Origin of the sequence: Stenotrophomonas thermophila (genome assembly GCF_001499715.1) — a bacterium.
GTDB classification, from domain to species: Bacteria; Pseudomonadota; Gammaproteobacteria; order Xanthomonadales; family Xanthomonadaceae; genus Stenotrophomonas; species Stenotrophomonas hibiscicola.
Genome location: NZ_CVIW01000038.1, coordinates 1 through 19,799, shown reverse-complemented (window position 1 = coordinate 19,799; position 19,799 = coordinate 1). Strand labels below are relative to the sequence as shown.

Sequence of the window (19,799 nt, the reverse complement as noted above, 5' to 3'; positions counted from 1 at the left end):
AATCGATTTCCTTGGCCATCGGCGTGGCTACCGGTGGGTAGCTGGCGGGCAGGGGGTAGCCGGCGTGGGTGGAGTCGAGGAACACGAAGCCGAACCATGGGTGCTGCGCCGCCTGGCTGCTGCGGATGTCATTCCGCAGCGCGGCGACGATGGCTGCGTCGCGCTTGTCGGGGGTCAGGGCGGAAGGGCCCTGGTGCAGCCGGTCGCGCACATCGGCAAATGCCGTGCGATCGAATTCCGGGCTGTACAACGGCGCGCTGCCGTACAGGTGCAGGTCGTAGCCCTGCTGGCCCAGCACCTGGAACAGCTGCGAGCCGCGCTGTTCGTCCAGCATGCTCTGCCAGTAGCCGCCGGGCAGGCCGTAGAGCAGGCCGAACAGGCCGTAGCGGGTGGCATTGCCGGTGCTGAAATGGCGATCGAACACGCGCGCGTCCTGCGCCAGCGCCGACGTGTTGGGCATCAGCTGCGGCGTCAGCACGTCCTGGCGCAGCGATTCCAGCACCACCATCAGCACGTTGGGGCGGTGTGGGTTCTGGCAACGCAGGGGCTGGAGCGGATACAGCAGCTGCGCATGGCGCGGGTCGGGCAGGCCCGCCTGCTGTTCGCTCATGACCCCGAGCCTGCGCATGAAGCTCTTGGCGGTGATCGGCTGTGCCCAGGGCAGGTAGTTCCACTGCGCGATGACGGCACGGTCGCCGCGGGCATCGTAATAGGCCGTGGCGACCTGGCCGCCGGCCATCAGCAGCGCAACGATGGCCCACCCCTGCAGGACCCGGCGGCGGCGCGGCCGGGCGGGCAGCAGCTTCCAGCATGCCCAGGCCAACAGTCCTTCAGCCGTGAAGATGGCGGCCACCAGCAGTCCGGCCTGCAGCCAGGTCTTCCACGACAACGCGACCTGGTCCTGCAGCGCACCGCCGAACACCATGTTCACCACCATGGCATTGAGGTGAAACCGATACAGAGTGAAAACCTTTGCATCAACCAGCAACAGGCACAGCCACAGGCCCTGCAGCAGCACGGCGCTGAGGCTCAGGGGGCGTGCGCTGCGCGGCCAAAGGCCCATCAGCAGCGGCAGCAGGCCGGCGAGGGCGCCGAATGCCAGCAGGTGACCGGGCAGGGCAACGGCCAGATAGGCCAGGCCCACGCTGCCCCCCGGGTTGTCTGCCAGCGGTACGTTGCCGAGCGTGATCGCCATGGCCAGCAGCGCGTTGCCGGCCACGAACAGCGACCACCAGGCCAGGCGGCGCCAGTGGAGTGCGGGGCCGGAGGGCAGGGCGGTGTCGGCAGAGGGAGCAGCAGGGCGCATGAGGGACTGGGGCGGCGGGTGATGCAGGCGGCGGGATCCCCGGGGTGACGGAATCGTGGGGCCGCGCGCGGGTCGCGCATTGTATCTGTTTGTTTCTTCGTATCGGGTGGCGTCCTCCGGGCGATCTGTCACAATGTTCAGGTGGGCCATGAATGCGCTGGCCCCCCAGACCCAATGACAAGCCAGGAACCGCTGTGAGCCAGATCCCCACCCTCGACATCACCCGTTTCGACAGCGACCGCGAGGCCTTCGTGGCCGAGCTGGGCGCGGCCTACCGCCAATGGGGATTCGCGGGCATCCGCAACCACGGCATTCCGCAGGCCGACATCGATGCGGCCTACGATGCCTTCAAGGCCTTCTTCGCCCTGCCCGAAGAGGTCAAGCGCAAGTACCACGTGGCCGGCAGCGGCGGCGCCCGCGGCTACACCCCGTTCGGGGTGGAGACCGCCAAGGGCTCCAAGCACTTCGACCTGAAGGAGTTCTGGCACATCGGCCGCGAGATCGCCGACGACTCCAAGTACCGCGATGTGATGGCGCCGAACCTGTGGCCGACCGAGGTCGAGGGCTTCCGTGAGCGCGGCTATGGCCTGTACCAGGCACTGGACAACCTGGGGTCGCGCGTCCTGTCGGCGCTGGCCCTGCATATCGGCCTGCCGGCAGACTTCTTCGCCGACAAGACCAACTTCGGCAACTCGATCCTGCGCCCGATCCACTACCCGCCGATCACCACCGACGACATCCCGAACGTGCGTGCTGGTGCCCATGGCGACATCAACTTCATCACCCTGCTGGTCGGTGCCAGTGCCGCAGGCCTGGAAGTGCAGTCGCATGATGGCGAGTGGGTGCCGTTCACGTCAGACGCGGACACCATTGTGGTCAATATCGGCGACATGCTGCAGCGCCTGACCAACCACGTGTATCCGTCGACCATCCACCGCGTGGTCAATCCCCCGGGCGAGCTGGCGCGCCAGCCGCGCTACTCGGTGCCGTTCTTCCTGCACCCGAACCCGGACTTCCTGATCGACGTGCTGCCCTCGTGCATCACCCCGGAGAACCCGAGCCGGTACCCGGAGCCGATCACCGCCCACGGCTTCCTCGAGGAGCGCCTGCGCGAGATCAAGCTGAAGTAAAGAGAAGTGAGGCCGCCGAAAGGCGGCCTTTTTCTTTGCAGGGTTGCACCCTGCACCCGCAGAGGCCAAAGCCAAAGCCAAAGCGGCTCTGGGGTGTTCCGTGGGGAGGTGTCGGATGGCGGGGACGCCGTGGACCCATCCCTGGGGGCTTGGCCGCGGCATCCATGCCGCGGACACCCCGCCATCCGACACCTCCCCGCCTTCGACAGTTTCCCGGTGACGGTGGGTAAATCGCGATTCCCGGTGGGTGTCGACCTTGGTCGACGCGGTAGATCCACGCCTTGCGTGGATGAAATCTGTCGGATCGAAGTGGGGTAGGGGTTGGTCCAGCCAGCATCAACCCGGAATGCAGCTTTTGCCTTTGCTCTTGCTCTTCTTTTTTCTTTCCGTGGCGGGCGGAACCGCCGGAATGTGTCAAAGGCCGGGCGGGTGGGGATGACGGGGGTGTCCGCGGCATGGATGCCGCGGCCAAGCCCCCATGGGTGAGGGCGCTTTGCTTGCGAAGCACTGCTTCGCAAGCGCCCGAACGCACAGCCGCTAGCGGCTGGGGCGGCCTGGGGGTTTACGGCGTCCCCCACCATCCCCACCCGCCCGGCCAAGCCCGCCAATCCAACTGGGCTTTCCGCGACCAACCCAACCAAACCCCCGCCACGAGGGGCTGCGCCGTTGGCTGAAAATCCATGTAACCGCTTACAAGGAAACGGATTTTTGCCGCAGCGGGTATCATGACCGGCTGACTTCATACAGGAGCCACCCGCTCATGCGCCGCAAGATCGTCGCCGGAAACTGGAAGCTGCATGGCAGCCGTCAATTCGCCAATGAACTGCTGGGGCAGGTGGCTGCCGGGCTGCCGCTGGAGGGGGTGGACGTGGTGATCCTGCCGCCGCTGCCCTACCTGGGGGAGCTGGTCGAGGACTTCGGCGAGACCGGCCTGGCCTTCGGCGCGCAGGACGTGAGCAGCAACGAGAAGGGCGCCTACACCGGCGAGGTCTGCGCGGCCATGCTGGTCGAGGTTGGGGCCCGCTATGGCCTGGTCGGCCATTCCGAGCGCCGCCAGTACCACCATGAGAGCAGCGAGCTGGTCGCGCGCAAGTTCGCCGCCGCCCAGCACGCCGGCCTGGTGCCGGTGCTGTGCGTGGGCGAGACCCTGGAACAGCGCGAGGCCGGGCAGACCGAAGCGGTCATCGCCAGCCAGCTGGCGCCGGTGCTGGAGCTGGTCGGCGCGGCAGGTTTCGCCAATGCTGTGGTCGCCTACGAGCCGGTCTGGGCCATCGGTACCGGCCGTACCGCCAGCAAGGAACAGGCACAGCAGGTGCACGCGTTCATCCGTGGCGAAGTCGCGCGCATCGATGCTAGAATCGCTGATTCACTGCCCATTGTTTACGGCGGTAGCGTGAAGCCCGACAATGCCGGGGAACTGTTCGCGCAGCCGGATGTCGATGGTGGGCTGGTCGGCGGCGCCTCCCTGGTGGCCGCGGACTTCCTGGCCATCGCACGGGCGGCGGCCGCGAACTAATCCTAGAAGTATTGTCCGAGGGCGGTTTCCAATGCTGATGTTGATCCTCAATGTCGTCTACGTGCTGGTCGCTGTGGCCATGATCGCGCTGATCCTGATGCAGCGTGGCTCGGGTGCGGCGGCAGGTTCGGGCTTTGGTGCTGGTGCCTCGGGCACGGTGTTCGGTGCGCGCGGCGCCTCGAACTTCCTGTCCAAGTCGACCAAGTGGCTGGCCGTGGTGTTCTTCGGCATCAGTCTCTTCATGGCCTGGTATGCCGGTCACGGCAGCCGCCCGGCGGCCGACCAGGATCTGGGCCTGATGTCCGCCCCGGCGGCCAGCGCGCCGGCGGCTCCGGCGGGCGAACTGCCGGCCGTTCCGAAGGCCGATGCGGTCCCGGCCGCCCCGGTTCCGGCGGCGAATGTGCCGGCTCAGGCGGAATCTTCGGTTTCTGGTGAAGAAAAGCCTTCGGAAGGCTCCCAGAAACACTGAAGCCGGTTACAATACGCGGCGCATCGGGAAGATAGTCTGATGTGATCGTTTGCCCAGGTGGCGGAATTGGTAGACGCACTACCTTGAGGTGGTAGCGACGCAAGTCGTAGGGGTTCGAGTCCCCTCTTGGGCACCATTTGTAAGTAAAGCGGGTTCGTCTGGCGCGCAAGGCGCCAGGCAGATTCCCGTCCACTCCCCCATGCCAAAGCGCCTGCAGGCGCGGCGGCAGAGGCAAGAGAGAATCGCTGTGCTGGCCGAATATTTGCCGTCTCTGCTGTTTCTGATCGTTGCCACCGGTATCGGCGTTACGCTGATGCTGGTTGGTCGATTCCTCGGTCCCCGCCGCCCCGATCTGGAAAAGCTCTCGCCGTACGAGTGCGGCTTCGAGGCCTTCGAAGACGCGCGCATGAAGTTCGATGTGCGCTACTACCTGATCGCGATCCAGTTCATCGTCTTCGACCTGGAAATCATCTTCATCGTGCCGTGGACCCAGGTCTTCATGGAACTGGGCGCCCGCTCGCTCATCACCATGGGCCTGTTCGTCGGCATGCTGTTCCTCGGTTTCATTTACGTCTGGAAGAAGGGAGCGCTGGAATGGGAGTGATTCAGACTCTCGATGGCCTCATGAACAACCCCACGCCGGAAGGCCGGGTTGATGACATCCTGCGGCCGGAAGGCGACAACCCGCTGCTGGAGAAGGGCTTCGTCACTACCAGCGTCGATGCACTGCTGAACTGGGCGCGCACCGGCTCGATGTGGCCGATGACCTTCGGCCTGGCCTGCTGCGCCGTCGAGATGATGCACGCCGGCGCCGCGCGCCTGGACCTCGACCGCTACGGCGTGGTGTTCCGCCCGTCGCCGCGTCAGTCCGACGTGATGATCGTGGCCGGCACCCTGGTCAACAAGATGGCCCCGGCGCTGCGCAAGGTCTACGACCAGATGCCGGACCCGAAGTGGGTCATCTCGATGGGTAGCTGCGCCAACGGTGGCGGCTACTACCACTACTCCTATTCTGTGGTGCGCGGCTGTGATCGCGTGGTGCCGGTGGACGTCTACGTCCCGGGCTGCCCGCCGACCGCCGAGGCGCTGGTGTACGGGATCCTGCAGCTGCAGAAGAAGATCTGGCGTACACAGACCATCGCCCGCTGACCCCTTCACCTGACAAGAGCGCGCCAAGCCCCCATGGCAGAGCAAGCATCCTTCATCGACCGACTGTCCGCACGTTTCGCTGGTGCGAAGGTCATCGTGGTCGAACCCCGCGGCGAAGTGACGCTGGAAGTGCCTGCCGCCGAGTGGCACGCCACCGCCCTGGCGCTGCGTGACGAGTTTGGTTTCGAGCAGGCCGTGGATCTGTGCGGCGTCGACTACCTCGGCTACGGCTCCGACGAGTGGGACACCGCCGATGTGTCCTCGCAGGGCTTCAGCCGTGGCGTCGAAGGCAAGGCCCAGGGCCGCTTCGCGTGGGGCGAGTTCCCCACCGAGGAAAACGGTGCCGACGGTGCCCGCCCGCAGCACATGCCGACCCAGCGCTTCGCCGTGGTCGCCCAGCTGCGTTCGTACCAGCACAACCTGATGATGCACCTGCGCTGCTTCGCCCCTGACGAAGCGCTGCCGGTGGTGTCCTCGCTGACCGGCATCTGGCCGGGCCTGAACTGGTTCGAGCGCGAAGCGTTCGATCTGTACGGCGTGATCTTCGAAGGCCACCCGGACCTGCGCCGGATCCTGACCGACTACGGTTTCGTCGGCCATCCGTTCCGCAAGGATTTTCCGCTGATCGGCAATGTCGAAGTCCGCTACGACGAAGAAAAGAAGCGCGTGATCTACGAACCGGTCACCTCGGTGGAGCCGCGTGTCGGCGTGCCGCGCGTGATCCGCGACGACGCCCGTCTGCAGACCGCAGAAGGTGAGCGCGCGCAGGAGGCAGTGAAGTGAGCCACGTACACCAGGCTGGCGAAGCGTTCGCCAGCAACGCCGCCGAAAGCCGGCAGGAAATCCGCAACTACACCATGAACTTCGGCCCGCAGCATCCGGCCGCTCACGGTGTGCTGCGCCTGATCCTGGAAATGGACGGTGAAACCATCATGCGCGCCGACCCGCACGTGGGTCTGCTGCACCGTGGTACCGAAAAGCTGGCCGAGTCCAAGCCGTTCAACCAGTCGATCGGCTACATGGATCGCCTGGATTACGTGTCGATGATGTGCAACGAGCACGCCTACGTGCGCGCGATCGAGACCCTGATGGGCATCGAGGCGCCGGAGCGTGCCCAGTACATCCGCACCATGTACGATGAAATCACCCGCATCCTCAACCACCTGATGTGGCTGGGCTCCAACGCGCTCGACCTGGGCGCGATGGCGGTGATGCTGTACGCCTTCCGCGAACGCGAAGAGCTGATGGACTGCTACGAAGCGGTTTCCGGCGCGCGCATGCACGCGGCGTACTACCGTCCGGGCGGTGTCTACCGCGACCTGCCGGACCACATGCCGAAGTACAAGGAATCGCGCTGGCACAAGGGCAAGGCGCTGAAGCAGCTCAATGCTTCGCGCGAAGGCTCGCTGCTGGACTTCCTGGAGAACTTCACCGTCGAGTTCCCCAAGCGCATCGACGAATACGAAACCCTGCTGACCGACAACCGTATCTGGAAGCAGCGTACCGTCGGCATCGGCGTGGTCACTCCCGAGCTGGCCCATCAGTGGGGCATGACCGGCGTGATGCTGCGCGGCTCGGGCATTGCCTGGGACCTGCGCAAGAAGCGTCCGTACGCCAAGTACGATGCCGTCGATTTCGACATCCCGCTGGGCAAGGAAGGTGACTGCTACGACCGCTACCTGGTCCGCGTTGCCGAAATGCGCGAATCCAACCGCATCATCAAGCAGTGCGTGGCGTGGCTGAAGGCCAACCCGGGCCCGGTGATGGTGAAGAACTTCAAGGTCGCTCCGCCCAGGCGCGAGGACATGAAGGACGACATGGAAGCGCTGATCCACCACTTCAAGCTGTTCAGCGAAGGCTACTGCGTACCTGCCGGCGAGACCTACTCGGCGGTGGAGGCCCCGAAGGGCGAGTTCGGCTGCTACCTGGTCTCCGATGGCGCCAACAAGCCGTTCCGCGTGCACCTGCGCGCGCCGGGCTTCGCCCACCTGTCCTCGATCGATTCGGTCGTGCGCGGCCACATGCTGGCCGACGTGGTGGCGATGATCGGTACCTACGACCTGGTGTTCGGCGAGGTTGACCGGTAATGCCGTCCGCTACGCCAACGCCCGCTGCAGGCAGCCGGCGCAAGCCGGCGCCGCAGTTTCTGGAATTTCACGTTATGCATTTCGCTGAGGTCGGCCGATGAAGGCGACAGGTAATTTCGAGGCGGCGCGCGACGTCGACCCGATGGTGGTGCTGAGCGACAAGACCCGCGCTCACATCGATCACTGGCTGTCCAAGTTCCCGCCGGACCGCAAGCGCTCTGCCGTGCTGCAGGGCCTGCATGCGGCCCAGGAGCAGAACCAGGGCTGGCTGACCGACGAGCTGATCGCCGCCGTGGCCAAGTACCTGGACCTGCCGCCGGTCTGGGCCTACGAGGTCGCCAGCTTCTACTCGATGTTCGAGACCGAGAAGGTGGGCCGCAACAACGTGGCCATCTGCACCAACATCAGCTGCTGGCTCAATGGCGCCGAAGACATCGTGCGCCACTGCGAGAAGAAGCTGGGCATCAAGCACGGTGAATCGACCCCGGACGGCCGCGTCTACCTCAAGCGCGAGGAAGAGTGCCTGGCCGGCTGCGGCGGCGCACCGATGATGGTCATCAACGGTCACTACCATGAGCGTCTGACCCTGGAAAAGGTCGACGAGCTGCTGGACGGGCTGGAGTAAGGGCATGGCACATCACCACGAATCCAAGGGTCCGGTCGGCCCCGCGCCGCTGCCGCACCAGGTGGTCTACACCACTCTGCATTACGACACCCCGTGGTCGTACGAAAGCTACCTGAAGACCGGTGGTTACGCCGCCCTGCGCAAGATCCTCGAAGAGAAGATCCCGCCGGAGCAGGTCATCGAGATGGTCAAGGCCTCGGGCCTGCGCGGCCGCGGTGGCGCAGGCTTCCCGACCGGCCTGAAGTGGTCCTTCATGCCCAAGGGCAACATGCAGAAGTACATCCTCTGCAACTCGGACGAATCCGAGCCGGGCACCTGCAAGGACCGCGACATCCTGCGCTACAACCCGCACTCGGTGGTGGAGGGCATGGCGATCGCCTGCTACGCCACCGGTTCGACCGTGGGCTACAACTACCTGCGCGGTGAGTTCCACCACGAGCCGTTCGAGCACTTCGAGCAGGCCCTGGCCGACGCCTATGCGAACGGCTGGCTGGGCAAGAACATCCTCGGCAGCGGCGTGGACATCGACATCTACGGTGCGCTGGGCGCCGGCGCCTACATCTGCGGTGAAGAAACCGCGCTGATGGAATCGCTGGAAGGCAAGAAGGGCCAGCCGCGCTACAAGCCGCCGTTCCCGGCAAACTTCGGCCTCTACGGCAAGCCGTCGACGATCAACAACACCGAAACCTACGGTTCGGTGCCGGCGATCATCCGCAACGGCCCGGAGTGGTTCAAGGGCCTGAGCCTGACCGCCAACGGCGGCCCGAAGTGCTTCTCGGTGTCCGGCTGCGTGCAGAACGGCGGCAACTTTGAAGTACCGCTGGGCACCACCTTCGACGACCTGCTGGAAATGGCCGGTGGCCTGCGTCCGGGCCGCAAGCTCAAGGGCGCGATTCCGGGCGGCGTGTCGATGCCGGTGCTGACCGCAGCCGAGCTGAAGGGCCTGCCGATGGACTACGACACCATCCGTGCGCTGGGCTCCGGCCTGGGTTCGGGGGCCATCGTGGTGCTCGACGACAGCGTCTGCTGCGTCAAGTTCGCCTGCCGCATCAGCCAGTTCTTCCACAAGGAATCGTGCGGCCAGTGCACGCCGTGCCGTGAAGGTACCGGCTGGATGCACCGCGTGCTGGAGCGCATCGTCGCCGGCAAGGCCACGATGGAAGACCTGCACCAGCTGAAGGCGGTGGCCGGCCAGATCGAAGGCCACACCATCTGTGCGTTCGGTGAAGCGGCTGCATGGCCCATCCAGGGCTTCCTGCGCCAGTTCTGGGACGAATTCGAGTACTACATCGTCAACGGTCATTCGATGGTTGACGGCAAGAAGGTGGAGGCAGCCGCCGCATGAGCGCGCAACCCGTAAACCCGAACGTGCCACCAGACCACGTGACCATCGAGATCGATGGCAAGTCGCTGGTCGTGCCCAAGGGTTCGATGATCATCCAGGCGGCCGACAAGGCCGGCATTCCGATTCCGCGCTTCTGCTACCACGAGAAGCTGCCGATCGCCGCCAACTGCCGCATGTGCCTGGTGGACGTGGAGAAGTCGCCGAAGCCGGCGCCGGCCTGCGCTACCCCGGTGATGGACGGCATGAAGGTCGCCACCCGCAGTGAGAAGGCACTGAAGTTCCAGCGCTCGGTGATGGAGTTCCTGCTCATCAACCATCCGCTGGACTGCCCGATCTGCGATCAGGGCGGCGAGTGCGAGCTGCAGGACGTATCGCTGGGCTATGGCCGTTCGGTCAGCCGTTTCAACGAGCGCAAGCGCGTGGTGCCGGACGAGGACATGGGGCCGCTGGTGGCCACCGAGATGACCCGTTGCATCCAGTGCACCCGCTGCGTCCGCTTCACCGCCGACGTTGCCGGTACCTACGAACTGGGTGGCATGTACCGCGGTGAGAACCTGCAGATCGGTACCTTCGACGGCAAGCCGCTGACCACCGAGCTGTCCGGCAACGTCGTCGACGTCTGCCCGGTCGGCGCGCTGACCAACAAGGTGTTCCAGTTCCGCGCCCGCCCGTGGGAACTGACCGCGCGCGAATCGCTGGGCTACCACGATGCGATGGGGTCGAACCTGTTCCTGCACGTGCGTCGCGGCGAAGTGCTGCGCACCGTGCCGCGCGACAACGAAGCGGTGAACGAGTGCTGGCTGTCCGACCGTGACCGCTACTCGCACCAGGGCCTGTACAGCGAAGACCGTGCGGTCAAGCCGCTGCGCAAGGTCAATGGCGAGTGGAAGGAAGTGAGCTGGGCCGAAGGCCTGGCCGCAGCCGCCGAGATCCTCAAGGCAAACCAGGGCGACAACCTGGGCGTGCTGGTGCATCCGTCGACCTCGAACGAGGAGGGTGCGCTGCTGGCCCGCCTGGCCACGGGCCTGGGCTCGAGCAACATCGACCACCGCATCAACAACCGCGATTTCTCCGACGCCGCAACGGCCGAAGTGTTCGGCCTGCCGCTGGCCGAGATCGAAGGCGCCGACCGCATCGTCGTTCTGGGCAGCAACATCCGCCACGAACTGCCGCTGCTGCACGCCCGCCTGCGCAAGGCGCAGACCACCAACGGCGCGAAGATCCACGTCGTCAACCCGGTGGACTTCGACTTCGCCTTCAGCATCGCCGGCAAGCAGATCGTTGCGCCGTCGAAGTTCGTCGACGCGCTGGCCAACGCCGAGCTGCGTTCGGCAGTGCAGGGCGGCAACAACACCGTGCTGATCGTCGGTGGCATCGCCGAAAACCACCCGCAGGCTGCCGCGATCCGCGCTGCCGCGCGTGAGTTCGCCGCCGCCACCGGTGCCAAGCTGTGCCGCATCCCGCAGGGCGCCAACGCCGTTGGCCTGACCCGCGCCGGCGTGCTGCCGGCCGGCAAGGACGTCGCCGCGATGCTGGCGCAGCCGCGCCAGGCCTACGTGGTGTACGGCCTGGAGCCGGGCCTGGACTTCGCCGATGCCCCTGCCGCGCGCAAGGCGCTGGTCGGCGCCCAGGTGGTGGCCTTCAGCCAGTTCGCCTGTGCCTCGACCCGCGACGTCGCCGATGTGATCCTGCCGATCGGTGCGCTGCCGGAAATCGACGCCACCCTGACCAACCTTGATGGTCGCGAGCAGTCGGCCCGTGCCGGCGGCAAGCTGCCGGGCGAGGCCCGTGAAGGCTGGCGCGTGCTGCGCGCCCTGGGCGGCGACATGGCGCTGCCCGGTTTCGACTTCACCGACCTGGCCGGACTGCGTGCCAGCCTGGCCCCTGTGTCGGTCAGTATTGCCGCTTCGGCACAGCCGGCGGTTGCCGGTGAAGGCCTGGAAGTGGCTTCGACCGCCGCGATCTATCGCACCGATGCGGTGGTCCGTCGCGCGCCGGCGCTGCAGTCGCATCCGCTCAACAACGCCCCGCGCATCGTGCTGAACGCTGAAGATGCCGCTCGCCTGCAGCTGCAGGAAGGGCAGATGGCCAAGGTCGGCACCGATGCCGGCAAGGCCACCCTGCCGGTGGTGGTCGACGCCCGCGTCGCAGCGGGTTCGGTCTGGATTGAATCGGGCCACGGCGCGACCGCGCCGCTGGGTGCCGCTCGCGTATCGGTGGTGGCTGCATGAACGAATTGCTGTTGAACGCGGTCGACCCGCTGCACCAGTGGCTGCTGGGCCTCGGTGACATCGGCGCGCTGATCTGGATCATCCTGAAGATCCTGGTGATCGCCGTTCCGGTGATCATCTCGGTGGCCTTCTACGTGGTCTGGGAACGCAAGCTGATCGGCTGGATGCACGTCCGCCACGGCCCGATGTATGTGGGCATGGGCATCTTCCAGGCCTTCGCCGACGTCTTCAAGCTGCTGTTCAAGGAAGTGGTCCAGCCGAGCAGCGCCAACAAGGCGATCTACCTGCTGGCCCCGCTGATCACCCTGGCCCCGGCCTTTGCGGCCTGGTCGGTGGTCCCCTTCGATTCGCAGATCGTCCTGTCCAACGCCAACGCCGGCCTGCTGTACCTGCTGGCGATGACCTCGCTGGGCATCTACGGCATCATCCTGGCCGGCTGGGCGTCCAACTCGAAGTACGCGTTCCTGGGTGCGATGCGCGCCTCGGCACAGATGATCAGCTACGAAATCGCCATGGGCTTTGCCCTGGTCGGCGTGATGATCGCCTCGGGCAGCCTGAACCTGAGCAACATCGTGATGGCGCAGGCCGGCAGTTCCGGCTTCTTCGACTGGTTCCTGCTGCCTTTGTTCCCGCTGTTCGTCATCTACTGGGTGTCGGGCGTGGCTGAAACCAACCGCGCGCCGTTCGACGTGGTGGAAGGCGAATCGGAAATCGTCGCCGGCCACATGGTCGAGTACTCCGGCGGCGCGTTCGCCCTGTTCTTCCTGGCCGAATACGCGAACATGATCCTGATCAGCTTCCTGATCTCGATCTTCTTCCTCGGCGGCTGGCTGAGCCCGGTCCAGGGCTGGGTCAACTTCGGCGATGTCTCGCCGCTGGTCGACTGGGTCTGGAAGGGCGGCGCGCCGTGGCTGTTCGTCAAGGTGTTCTTCTTCGCCAGTGCCTACATCTGGTTCCGTGCCAGCTTCCCGCGCTTCCGCTACGACCAGATCATGCGCCTGGGCTGGAAGGTCTTCATCCCGCTGGCCATTCTGTGGATCGCGGTTACCGCCGTCATGGTGTTCTTCGGCGTGATTCAAAAGGGCGTCTAAAGTGATGAACAGGATTACCCATTACTTCAAGAGCCTGCTGCTGCTCGAACTGCTGGCGGGCCTCTGGCTGACGCTGAAGTACAGCTTCAAGCCGAAGTACACGATGATGTACCCGATGGAGAAGTTCCCGCAGTCGCCGCGCTTCCGTGGCCTGCACGCGCTGCGCCGTTACCCCAACGGCGAAGAGCGCTGCATTGCCTGCAAGCTGTGCGAAGCGGTGTGCCCGGCGCTGGCCATCACCATCGACTCGGCCAAGCGCGAGGACGGCACCCGCCGCACCACGCGCTACGACATCGACCTGTTCAAGTGCATCTTCTGCGGCTTCTGCGAGGAAAGCTGCCCGGTGGACTCGATCGTCGAAACCCACATCCTCGAGTACCACTTCGAGAATCGTGGCGAAAACATCGTTACCAAGCCGCAGCTGCTGGCCCTGGGCGACCGTCTCGAATCCGAGATCGCCGAGCGTCGTGCCGCCGATGCCGCTTACCGCTGAGGTCGAGAGATGGATTGGGTAAATATCGCTTTCTGGGTGTTCGCCATCGCGGCAACGGTTTCGGCCGGTGCGGTGATCAGCGTGCGCAACCCGGTTCACGCCGTGCTCTGCCTGGTGCTGACCTTCTTCTCCATTGCCTGCGTGTGGCTGCTGGTGGGCGCCGAGTTCCTCGGTGTGGCGCTGGTGCTGGTCTACGTCGGCGCGGTGATGGTGCTGTTCCTGTTCGTGGTGATGATGCTGGACATCGACCCCACCAAGCTGCGTGAGGGCTGGGTGCGCTACCTGCCGGTCGGCCTCATCGTCGCCGTCGCGATGCTGGTGCAGATGCTGATCCTGATCGGCGTCAAGGCGCGTTCGGCCACGCCGTTCCCGGCCGACAACGCCGCTGCGGTCGCCGCCGACACGTCCAACATCACCTGGCTGGCGCGCACGTTGTTCACCGAGTACCTGCTTCCGTTCGAGTTCGCCGCCGTCATCCTGACCGTGGCCGTGGTTGCTGCCGTGATGCTGACCCTGCGTCGCCGCACCGGCGTCAAGAGCCAGAACCCGGGTGAGCAGACCATGGTCAAGGCCGGCCAGCGTCTGCGCATGGTCAAGATGGGTGCCGAGGCCCCGGTCGTGCACAGCAACAGCAAGCCGGCCACCGGCGAGGAGACCCAGCCGTGATTACCCTTGGCCACATCCTTGCGCTTGGCGCGGTGCTGTTCGCCATCAGCCTGGCCGGCATCTTCCTCAACCGGAAGAACGTCATCGTCCTGCTGATGTCGATCGAACTGATGCTGCTGTCGGTGAACATCAACTTCGTCGGCTTCTCGCGCCAGCTGGGCGATCCGTCCGGCCAGCTGTTCGTGTTCTTCATCCTGACCGTCGCCGCCGCGGAAGCCGCCATCGGCCTGGCGATCCTGGTGACCCTGTTCCGTACCCGCCGCACGATCAATGTCGGCGAAGTCGATTCGTTGAAGGGCTGATCCACAGATGGAAATCACTCTCTCCAAGAGTCTGTTGATCGCAGTGGTGCTCGCACCGCTGTTCGGCAGCATCATCGCCGGCCTGTTCGGTCGCCAGGTCAAGCGCTTCGGCGCGCAGACCATCACCATCCTCGGCGTCGCGGTGGCCTGCGGCCTGTCGATGTACACGTTCTACCAGTTGATGTGGGGCGGCGCGCAGCCGTTCAACCAGAACATCTACACGTTCTTTGAAGTCGGCCAGTATTCGGCGCACGTCGGCTTCATGGTCGACAAGCTGACCGCGATGATGATGGTGGTGGTGACCTTCGTGTCGCTGCTGGTCCACATCTACACGATCGGCTACATGCAGGACGACCCGGGCTACCAGCGGTTCTTCAGCTACATCTCGCTGTTCACCTTCTCGATGCTCACCCTGGTGATGAGCAACAATTTCCTGCAGCTGTTCTTCGGCTGGGAAGCGGTGGGCCTGGTGTCGTACCTGCTGATCGGCTTCTGGTTCAAGCGCCCGACCGCGATCTTCGCCAACATGAAGGCGTTCCTGGTCAACCGCGTCGGTGACTTCGGCTTCCTGCTGGGCATCGCCGGCGTGCTGTGGGTGTTCGGCACCCTGGACTACTCGCAGGTGTTCTCGCAGGCCGGCATGCTGGCTGACCCGCGCGCCCAGCTGCAGATCTGGGACGGCACCATCCTGGGCATGCAGCTGCTGAACGAGCCGGTGATCTGGTCGATCGCCACCGTCATCTGCATCTGCCTGTTCATTGGTGCCATGGGCAAGTCGGCCCAGGTCCCGCTGCATGTGTGGCTGCCGGACTCGATGGAAGGCCCGACCCCGATCTCGGCACTGATCCACGCCGCGACGATGGTGACAGCCGGTATCTTCATGGTCACCCGCATGTCACCGCTGTTCGAGCTGTCGCAGACCGCGCTGAACTTCGTGCTGTTCATCGGTGCCACCACCGCGTTCTTCACCGGCCTGATCGGCATCGTGCAGAACGACATCAAGCGCGTCGTCGCGTATTCCACGCTGTCCCAGCTGGGCTACATGACGGTTGCACTGGGCGTGTCGGCCTATTCGGCCGCCGTGTTCCACCTGATGACCCACGCCTTCTTCAAGGCCCTGCTGTTCCTGGGCGCCGGCTCGGTCATCATCGCGATGCACCACGAGCAGGACATGCGCAAGATGGGCGGCCTGCGCAAGTACATGCCGATCACCTTCATCACCATGTGGATCGGTACCCTGGCGCTGGTGGGTACGCCGTTCTTCTCCGGCTTCTACTCGAAGGACACCATCATCGAGGCGGCCGAGCTGCACGCGCACCTGTCCAACAACTGGGTGGCCACCTACGGCTACTGGGCCGTACTGGGCGGCGTGATCGTCACCAGCTTCTACAGCTTCCGCCTGCTGTTCCTGACCTTCCATGGCAAGGAACGATTCCGCGACACGCATGATGACCACGCGCATGGCCATGGCCATGACGAGCACCATGCCGCCGACGCCCACCACGGCGATGCGCATCACGACGACCACGGCCATGGCCACGGTCCTCATGAGCCGCACGAAACCCCGTGGGTGGTGACCCTGCCGCTGATCCTGCTGGCCATCCCTTCGATCGCCATCGGCTTCTTCAGCATCGGTCCGATGCTGTATGGCACCGACTGGGCCGGCCACCACGCGCACGACGCCATCAAGGGACAGGCGCATACGTTCTTCACCGGCATCGTGGACTTCTACGATCCGGCCAAGAACACCATCGGCTTCCTGGGCGAGGAGTTCCATGGCCCGGTCGCGTTCGCGCTGCACGGCATGATGGCGCCGGCGTTCGTGCTGACCGTTGCGGGCTTCCTGCTGGCCGCACTGTTCTACCTGTGGAAGCCGGACCTGTCGGGCAAGGCCCGCAAGACCTTCGCTCCGCTGGTTTCGGTGCTGGAAAACAAGTACGGCTTCGACAAGCTGTGGATCGATGGCTTTGCCGGTGGCAGCGTCAAGCTGGGCAAGGTCTCGCGTTGGATCGACAGCAACATCGTCGACGGCGTGGTCAATCTCTCGGCACGTGTTGTGGACGTCGCAGCCGGCGTGCTGCGTCGTACCCAATCCGGTTTCCTCTATCACTACGCCTTCGCGATGATCATCGGCCTGATTGCCCTGCTGGGCGTGCTGATGCATTACCTGCGTTGATGACCTGTACGGAATAAGAAGACGTGTCGAACTGGCCTCTACTCAGTGTCCTCATCTGGCTGCCGATCATCGGTGGCGCCCTGATCCTTGCGATCCGTGATGCGCAGACCGCCCGCTGGGCGTCGCTGGGCGTAGCGGTGCTGACGTTCGTGGCGAGCCTCTCGCTGCTGAGCGGCTACAACGCGGGCGTCGACGGTCTGCAGTTCGTCGAGACCCACGCCTGGATCCCGGCGTACAAGATCGGCTACAACCTGGGCGTGGACGGCATTGCCGTGGCGCTGATCCTGCTGACCACCCTGGTCAGCGTGCTTGCTCTGATCGGCGCGTGGAGCGCCATCGACAAGCGCGTGAACCAGTACGTGGCGGCCTTCCTTATCCTGGAAGGCGTCACCGTGGGCATCTTTGCTGCGACGGACGCGATGCTGTTCTACGTGTTCTTCGAAGCGATGCTGATTCCGATGTTCCTGATCATCGGTGTCTGGGGCGGCCCGCGCCGCATCTACGCCGCGCTGAAGTTCTTCCTGTACACCTTCCTCGGCTCGGTGCTGATGCTGGTGGCGCTGATCTACCTGTACATGAAGGGCGGCAGCTTCCAGCTGGCCGACCTGTACGCACTGCCGCTGTCGGCCAAGGAACAGACCTGGATCTTCTTCGCCTTCCTGATCGCCTTCGCGGTCAAGGTGCCGATGTTCCCGGTCCACACCTGGCTGCCGGATGCCCACGTGGAAGCGCCGACCGCCGGTTCGGTGATCCTGGCCGCGATCGCCCTGAAGATCGGTGGCTACGGCTTCCTGCGCTTCAACCTGCCGATCGTTCCGGACGCGTCGCAGGAATGGGCCTGGCTGGTGATCGCGTTGTCGCTGATCGCAGTGATCTACGTCGGCCTGGTCGCCCTGGTGCAGGACGACATGAAGAAGCTGATCGCCTACTCGTCGATCGCGCACATGGGCTTTGTCACCCTCGGCACCTTCATCGCCCTGTGGCTGGGGCGTGAAGCCGGCAACGCCGATGCCGCCCGCCTGGGCCTGCAGGGCGCCATGGTGCAGATGATCTCGCACGGCTTCGTGTCCGGCGCCATGTTCTCCTGCGTCGGCGTGCTGTACGACCGCATGCACAGCCGCCGCATCGCCGATTACGGCGGCGTGGTCAACGTGATGCCGTGGTTCGCCACCTTCGCCATGCTGTTCTTCATGGCCAATGCTGGCCTGCCGGGTACCAGCGGTTTCGTCGGCGAGTTCATGGTCATCCTCTCGGCCTTCCAGCGTAATCCGTGGATCGCCCTGGGCGCGGCCACCACCCTGATCATCGGCGCCGCCTACACCCTGTGGTTGTACAAGCGCATCTTCTTCGGCGAAGTGGCCAACAGCCATGTGGCCGAACTGAAGGACATCAACGGCCGCGAATGGCTGGTGCTGGGCGTGTTCGCCATCGGCGTGCTGGCCCTGGGCATCTACCCCAAGCCGCTGACCGACCTGATGGAGCCCTCGATCGCGAAGCTGGCGATGCAGATCGCATCCAGCAAGCTGCTGTAATTCCAGGATTTGATGATGACCACCTCGCCGCTGCTGCCATTGACCGCCGCTGACCTGCCACCGCTCGCTCCCGAGCTGGTGCTGATCGGCAGCGCCTTCGCCCTGATGATCCTCGACCTGTTCGTCAGCAACCGGAACAAGATCGTCACCCACCTGTTCGCGCTCGCTGCGCTGGCCGTGGTGCTGTTCATGCTGGCCACCGGCGTGGGCGGGCAGGGGGAGGTCTTCCATGGCATGTTCGTGCGCGATACCGCCGCGGACGTGATGAAGACCGGGATCGTGCTGCTCAGCGGCCTGACCCTGATCTACGGCTGGCGCTACCTGCGTGACCGCAACCTGTTCCAGGGCGAGATCCCGGTGCTGATCCTGTTCGGTACCGCCGGCATGATGATCCTGGTCTCGGCCGGCAGCCTGCTGATGGTCTACCTGGGCCTGGAGCTGCTGGCGCTGTGCTCCTACGCCCTGGTCGCCAGCAACCGTGAAAACGGCCTGGCCTCGGAAGCGGCGATGAAGTACATCGTGCTGGGCTCGCTGGCCTCGGGCCTGCTGCTGTACGGCATGTCGCTGATCTACGGCGCCACCGGCAGCCTGCACCTGGACGTCATCCGCGATGCCATCCCGCACTCGGAAGAGCGCGTGCTGCTGATCACCGGTGCGGTGTTCATGATCGCCGGCGTCGCCTTCAAGCTGGGCGCCGCGCCGTTCCACATGTGGCTGCCGGACGTCTACCAGGGTGCCCCGGCACCGATCGCGCTGTTCATCAGCTCGGCGCCGAAGCTGGCGGCCTTCGGCATGGCCTACCGCCTGCTGGAAATGGGCGTGGGGCCGCTGTCGACCGAGCTGCAGCTGCTCATTGCCGGCCTGGCCGCAGTCTCGCTGGTCATCGGCAACCTGATGGCCATCGCGCAGAGCAACCTCAAGCGAATGCTGGCGTTCTCCACCGTCTCGCACATCGGCTTCCTGCTGATGGGCATCGCCGGTGGCGGCGCGCAGGGCTATGCCGCCGCGCTGTTCTACGCACTGGCCTACGCCATCATGTCGACCGCTGCCTTCGGTGCGATCATCGCCCTGTCGCGCGCCGGTTTCGAAGCCGAGAACATCGAGGACTTCAAGGGGCTCAACGCCCGCAATCCGTGGATGGCCGGCCTGGTGCTGTGCATCATGGCGTCTCTGGCCGGCATCCCGCCTTTCCTGGGGTTCTGGACCAAGCTGGCGGTGCTGGGCGCGGCCGTCAACGGCGGCCTGCTGTGGCTGACCATCCTTGGCGTGCTGTGCGCCGTGGTGGGCTGCTTCTACTACCTGCGCGTCATCAAGGTCATGTACTTCGATGAGCCGGTGGGCGAGGCCATGCCGCGCAGCAACGACCGCGTGCTGGGCCTGGTGCTGGGCGTGAACGCGCTGGCACTGCTGGCGCTGGGCCTTGCCTGGAACCCGATCATGGTCTGGTGCCAGCAGGCATTTGCGCATCTTGCATAAAAATTGACACAAAGCTGCGCGATTCGTGTAATATGCGCAGCCTGAGTTGTCACTGCAGCGGTTCAGCCAGAACATCGTTGCGGTAGCCGTCCTCGAAAGAGCGCGGCAGCAGTTCAAACACTTCCGGTGCGGGGTGGAGCAGTCTGGCAGCTCGTCGGGCTCATAACCCGAAGGTCGCAGGTTCAAATCCTGCCCCCGCTACCAA

At 65.0% G+C, this 19,799-nt stretch carries 18 protein-coding genes and 2 tRNA genes; 19 read left to right on the top strand and 1 reads right to left on the bottom strand.

Features of this window, described 5'->3' with window-relative positions; all coding sequences use genetic code 11:
• Positions 1-1,306, bottom strand: a 1,306-nt coding sequence (locus BN1263_RS15270) for a DUF3413 domain-containing protein (protein ID WP_058982301.1), incomplete at its 3' end; no start/stop codon positions are given.
• A gap of 152 nt (positions 1,307-1,458) precedes the next feature.
• On the opposite strand from BN1263_RS15270, the gene BN1263_RS15265 reads away from it, so the two are divergent.
• The 19 genes from BN1263_RS15265 (at position 1,459) to BN1263_RS15175 (ending at position 19,798) form a co-directional block, all read left to right on the top strand.
• The gene (locus BN1263_RS15265; protein WP_050563262.1) at positions 1,459-2,436 is read left to right on the top strand and encodes an isopenicillin N synthase family dioxygenase; all 978 of its coding nucleotides are present in this window, start codon (positions 1,459-1,461) and stop codon (positions 2,434-2,436) included.
• 760 nt (positions 2,437-3,196) lie between these two features.
• The gene (gene tpiA / locus BN1263_RS15260; RefSeq protein WP_021203422.1) at positions 3,197-3,952 is read left to right on the top strand and encodes a triose-phosphate isomerase; all 756 of its coding nucleotides are present in this window, start codon (positions 3,197-3,199) and stop codon (positions 3,950-3,952) included.
• A 31-nt stretch (positions 3,953-3,983) separates the two neighbouring features.
• Positions 3,984-4,421 carry a preprotein translocase subunit SecG gene (gene secG / locus BN1263_RS15255; protein WP_019660586.1) on the top strand — a complete coding sequence of 146 codons (438 nt, stop codon included), beginning with the start codon at positions 3,984-3,986 and terminating at the stop codon, positions 4,419-4,421.
• A gap of 51 nt (positions 4,422-4,472) precedes the next feature.
• Positions 4,473-4,557, top strand: a tRNA-Leu gene (locus BN1263_RS15250).
• Between the two features lie 111 nt (positions 4,558-4,668).
• The gene (locus BN1263_RS15245; RefSeq protein ID WP_010486426.1) at positions 4,669-5,025 is read left to right on the top strand and encodes an NADH-quinone oxidoreductase subunit A; all 357 of its coding nucleotides are present in this window, start codon (positions 4,669-4,671) and stop codon (positions 5,023-5,025) included.
• Complete coding sequence (gene nuoB / locus BN1263_RS15240) at positions 5,016-5,570, top strand: NuoB/complex I 20 kDa subunit family protein (RefSeq protein WP_005410463.1); 555 nt, start codon at positions 5,016-5,018, stop codon at positions 5,568-5,570. Before BN1263_RS15245 ends, nuoB begins: the two co-directional genes overlap by 10 nt.
• Before the next feature lie 33 nt (positions 5,571-5,603).
• On the top strand, positions 5,604-6,353 hold the full coding sequence (locus tag BN1263_RS15235) for an NADH-quinone oxidoreductase subunit C (RefSeq protein ID WP_005410462.1): 750 nt from the start codon (positions 5,604-5,606) through the stop codon (positions 6,351-6,353).
• Positions 6,350-7,657: an NADH-quinone oxidoreductase subunit D gene (locus BN1263_RS15230; RefSeq protein WP_005417935.1), complete on the top strand. Its 1,308-nt coding sequence runs from the start codon at positions 6,350-6,352 to the stop codon at positions 7,655-7,657. The genes BN1263_RS15235 and BN1263_RS15230 overlap by 4 nt, the downstream gene beginning before the upstream one ends.
• Before the next feature lie 97 nt (positions 7,658-7,754).
• A complete protein-coding gene (nuoE, locus tag BN1263_RS15225; protein WP_014647867.1) occupies positions 7,755-8,282 on the top strand; it encodes an NADH-quinone oxidoreductase subunit NuoE in 528 nt (175 codons plus the stop codon).
• A gap of 4 nt (positions 8,283-8,286) precedes the next feature.
• Positions 8,287-9,627 carry an NADH-quinone oxidoreductase subunit NuoF gene (nuoF, locus tag BN1263_RS15220; protein WP_005417934.1) on the top strand — a complete coding sequence of 447 codons (1,341 nt, stop codon included), beginning with the start codon at positions 8,287-8,289 and terminating at the stop codon, positions 9,625-9,627.
• Positions 9,624-11,858, top strand: a complete 2,235-nt coding sequence (nuoG, locus tag BN1263_RS15215; protein ID WP_058982300.1) for an NADH-quinone oxidoreductase subunit NuoG — start codon at positions 9,624-9,626, stop codon at positions 11,856-11,858. The genes nuoF and nuoG overlap by 4 nt, the downstream gene beginning before the upstream one ends.
• Positions 11,855-12,949, top strand: coding sequence for an NADH-quinone oxidoreductase subunit NuoH (gene nuoH, locus BN1263_RS15210; RefSeq protein WP_058982298.1), 1,095 nt, complete (start codon positions 11,855-11,857; stop codon positions 12,947-12,949). The genes nuoG and nuoH overlap by 4 nt, the downstream gene beginning before the upstream one ends.
• A 4-nt stretch (positions 12,950-12,953) precedes the next feature.
• Positions 12,954-13,442, top strand: a complete 489-nt coding sequence (gene nuoI / locus BN1263_RS15205; RefSeq protein ID WP_005417924.1) for an NADH-quinone oxidoreductase subunit NuoI — start codon at positions 12,954-12,956, stop codon at positions 13,440-13,442.
• A gap of 9 nt (positions 13,443-13,451) precedes the next feature.
• Positions 13,452-14,108 carry an NADH-quinone oxidoreductase subunit J gene (locus BN1263_RS15200; protein ID WP_019660582.1) on the top strand — a complete coding sequence of 219 codons (657 nt, stop codon included), beginning with the start codon at positions 13,452-13,454 and terminating at the stop codon, positions 14,106-14,108.
• Positions 14,105-14,410 carry an NADH-quinone oxidoreductase subunit NuoK gene (nuoK, locus tag BN1263_RS15195; protein WP_005417921.1) on the top strand — a complete coding sequence of 102 codons (306 nt, stop codon included), beginning with the start codon at positions 14,105-14,107 and terminating at the stop codon, positions 14,408-14,410. Before BN1263_RS15200 ends, nuoK begins: the two co-directional genes overlap by 4 nt.
• 7 nt (positions 14,411-14,417) lie before the next feature.
• On the top strand, positions 14,418-16,586 hold the full coding sequence (nuoL, locus tag BN1263_RS15190) for an NADH-quinone oxidoreductase subunit L (RefSeq protein WP_019660581.1): 2,169 nt from the start codon (positions 14,418-14,420) through the stop codon (positions 16,584-16,586).
• Between the two features lie 23 nt (positions 16,587-16,609).
• Entirely contained in the window at positions 16,610-18,118 is a 1,509-nt protein-coding gene (locus BN1263_RS15185) for an NADH-quinone oxidoreductase subunit M (RefSeq protein WP_058982295.1), read from the top strand.
• Positions 18,119-18,133: 15 nt separating this feature from the next.
• Positions 18,134-19,594 carry an NADH-quinone oxidoreductase subunit NuoN gene (gene nuoN, locus BN1263_RS15180; RefSeq protein ID WP_058982293.1) on the top strand — a complete coding sequence of 487 codons (1,461 nt, stop codon included), beginning with the start codon at positions 18,134-18,136 and terminating at the stop codon, positions 19,592-19,594.
• Between the two features lie 127 nt (positions 19,595-19,721).
• Positions 19,722-19,798 (top strand) — tRNA-Met (locus tag BN1263_RS15175).
• The last annotated feature ends 1 nt before the right edge of the window (position 19,799 follow it).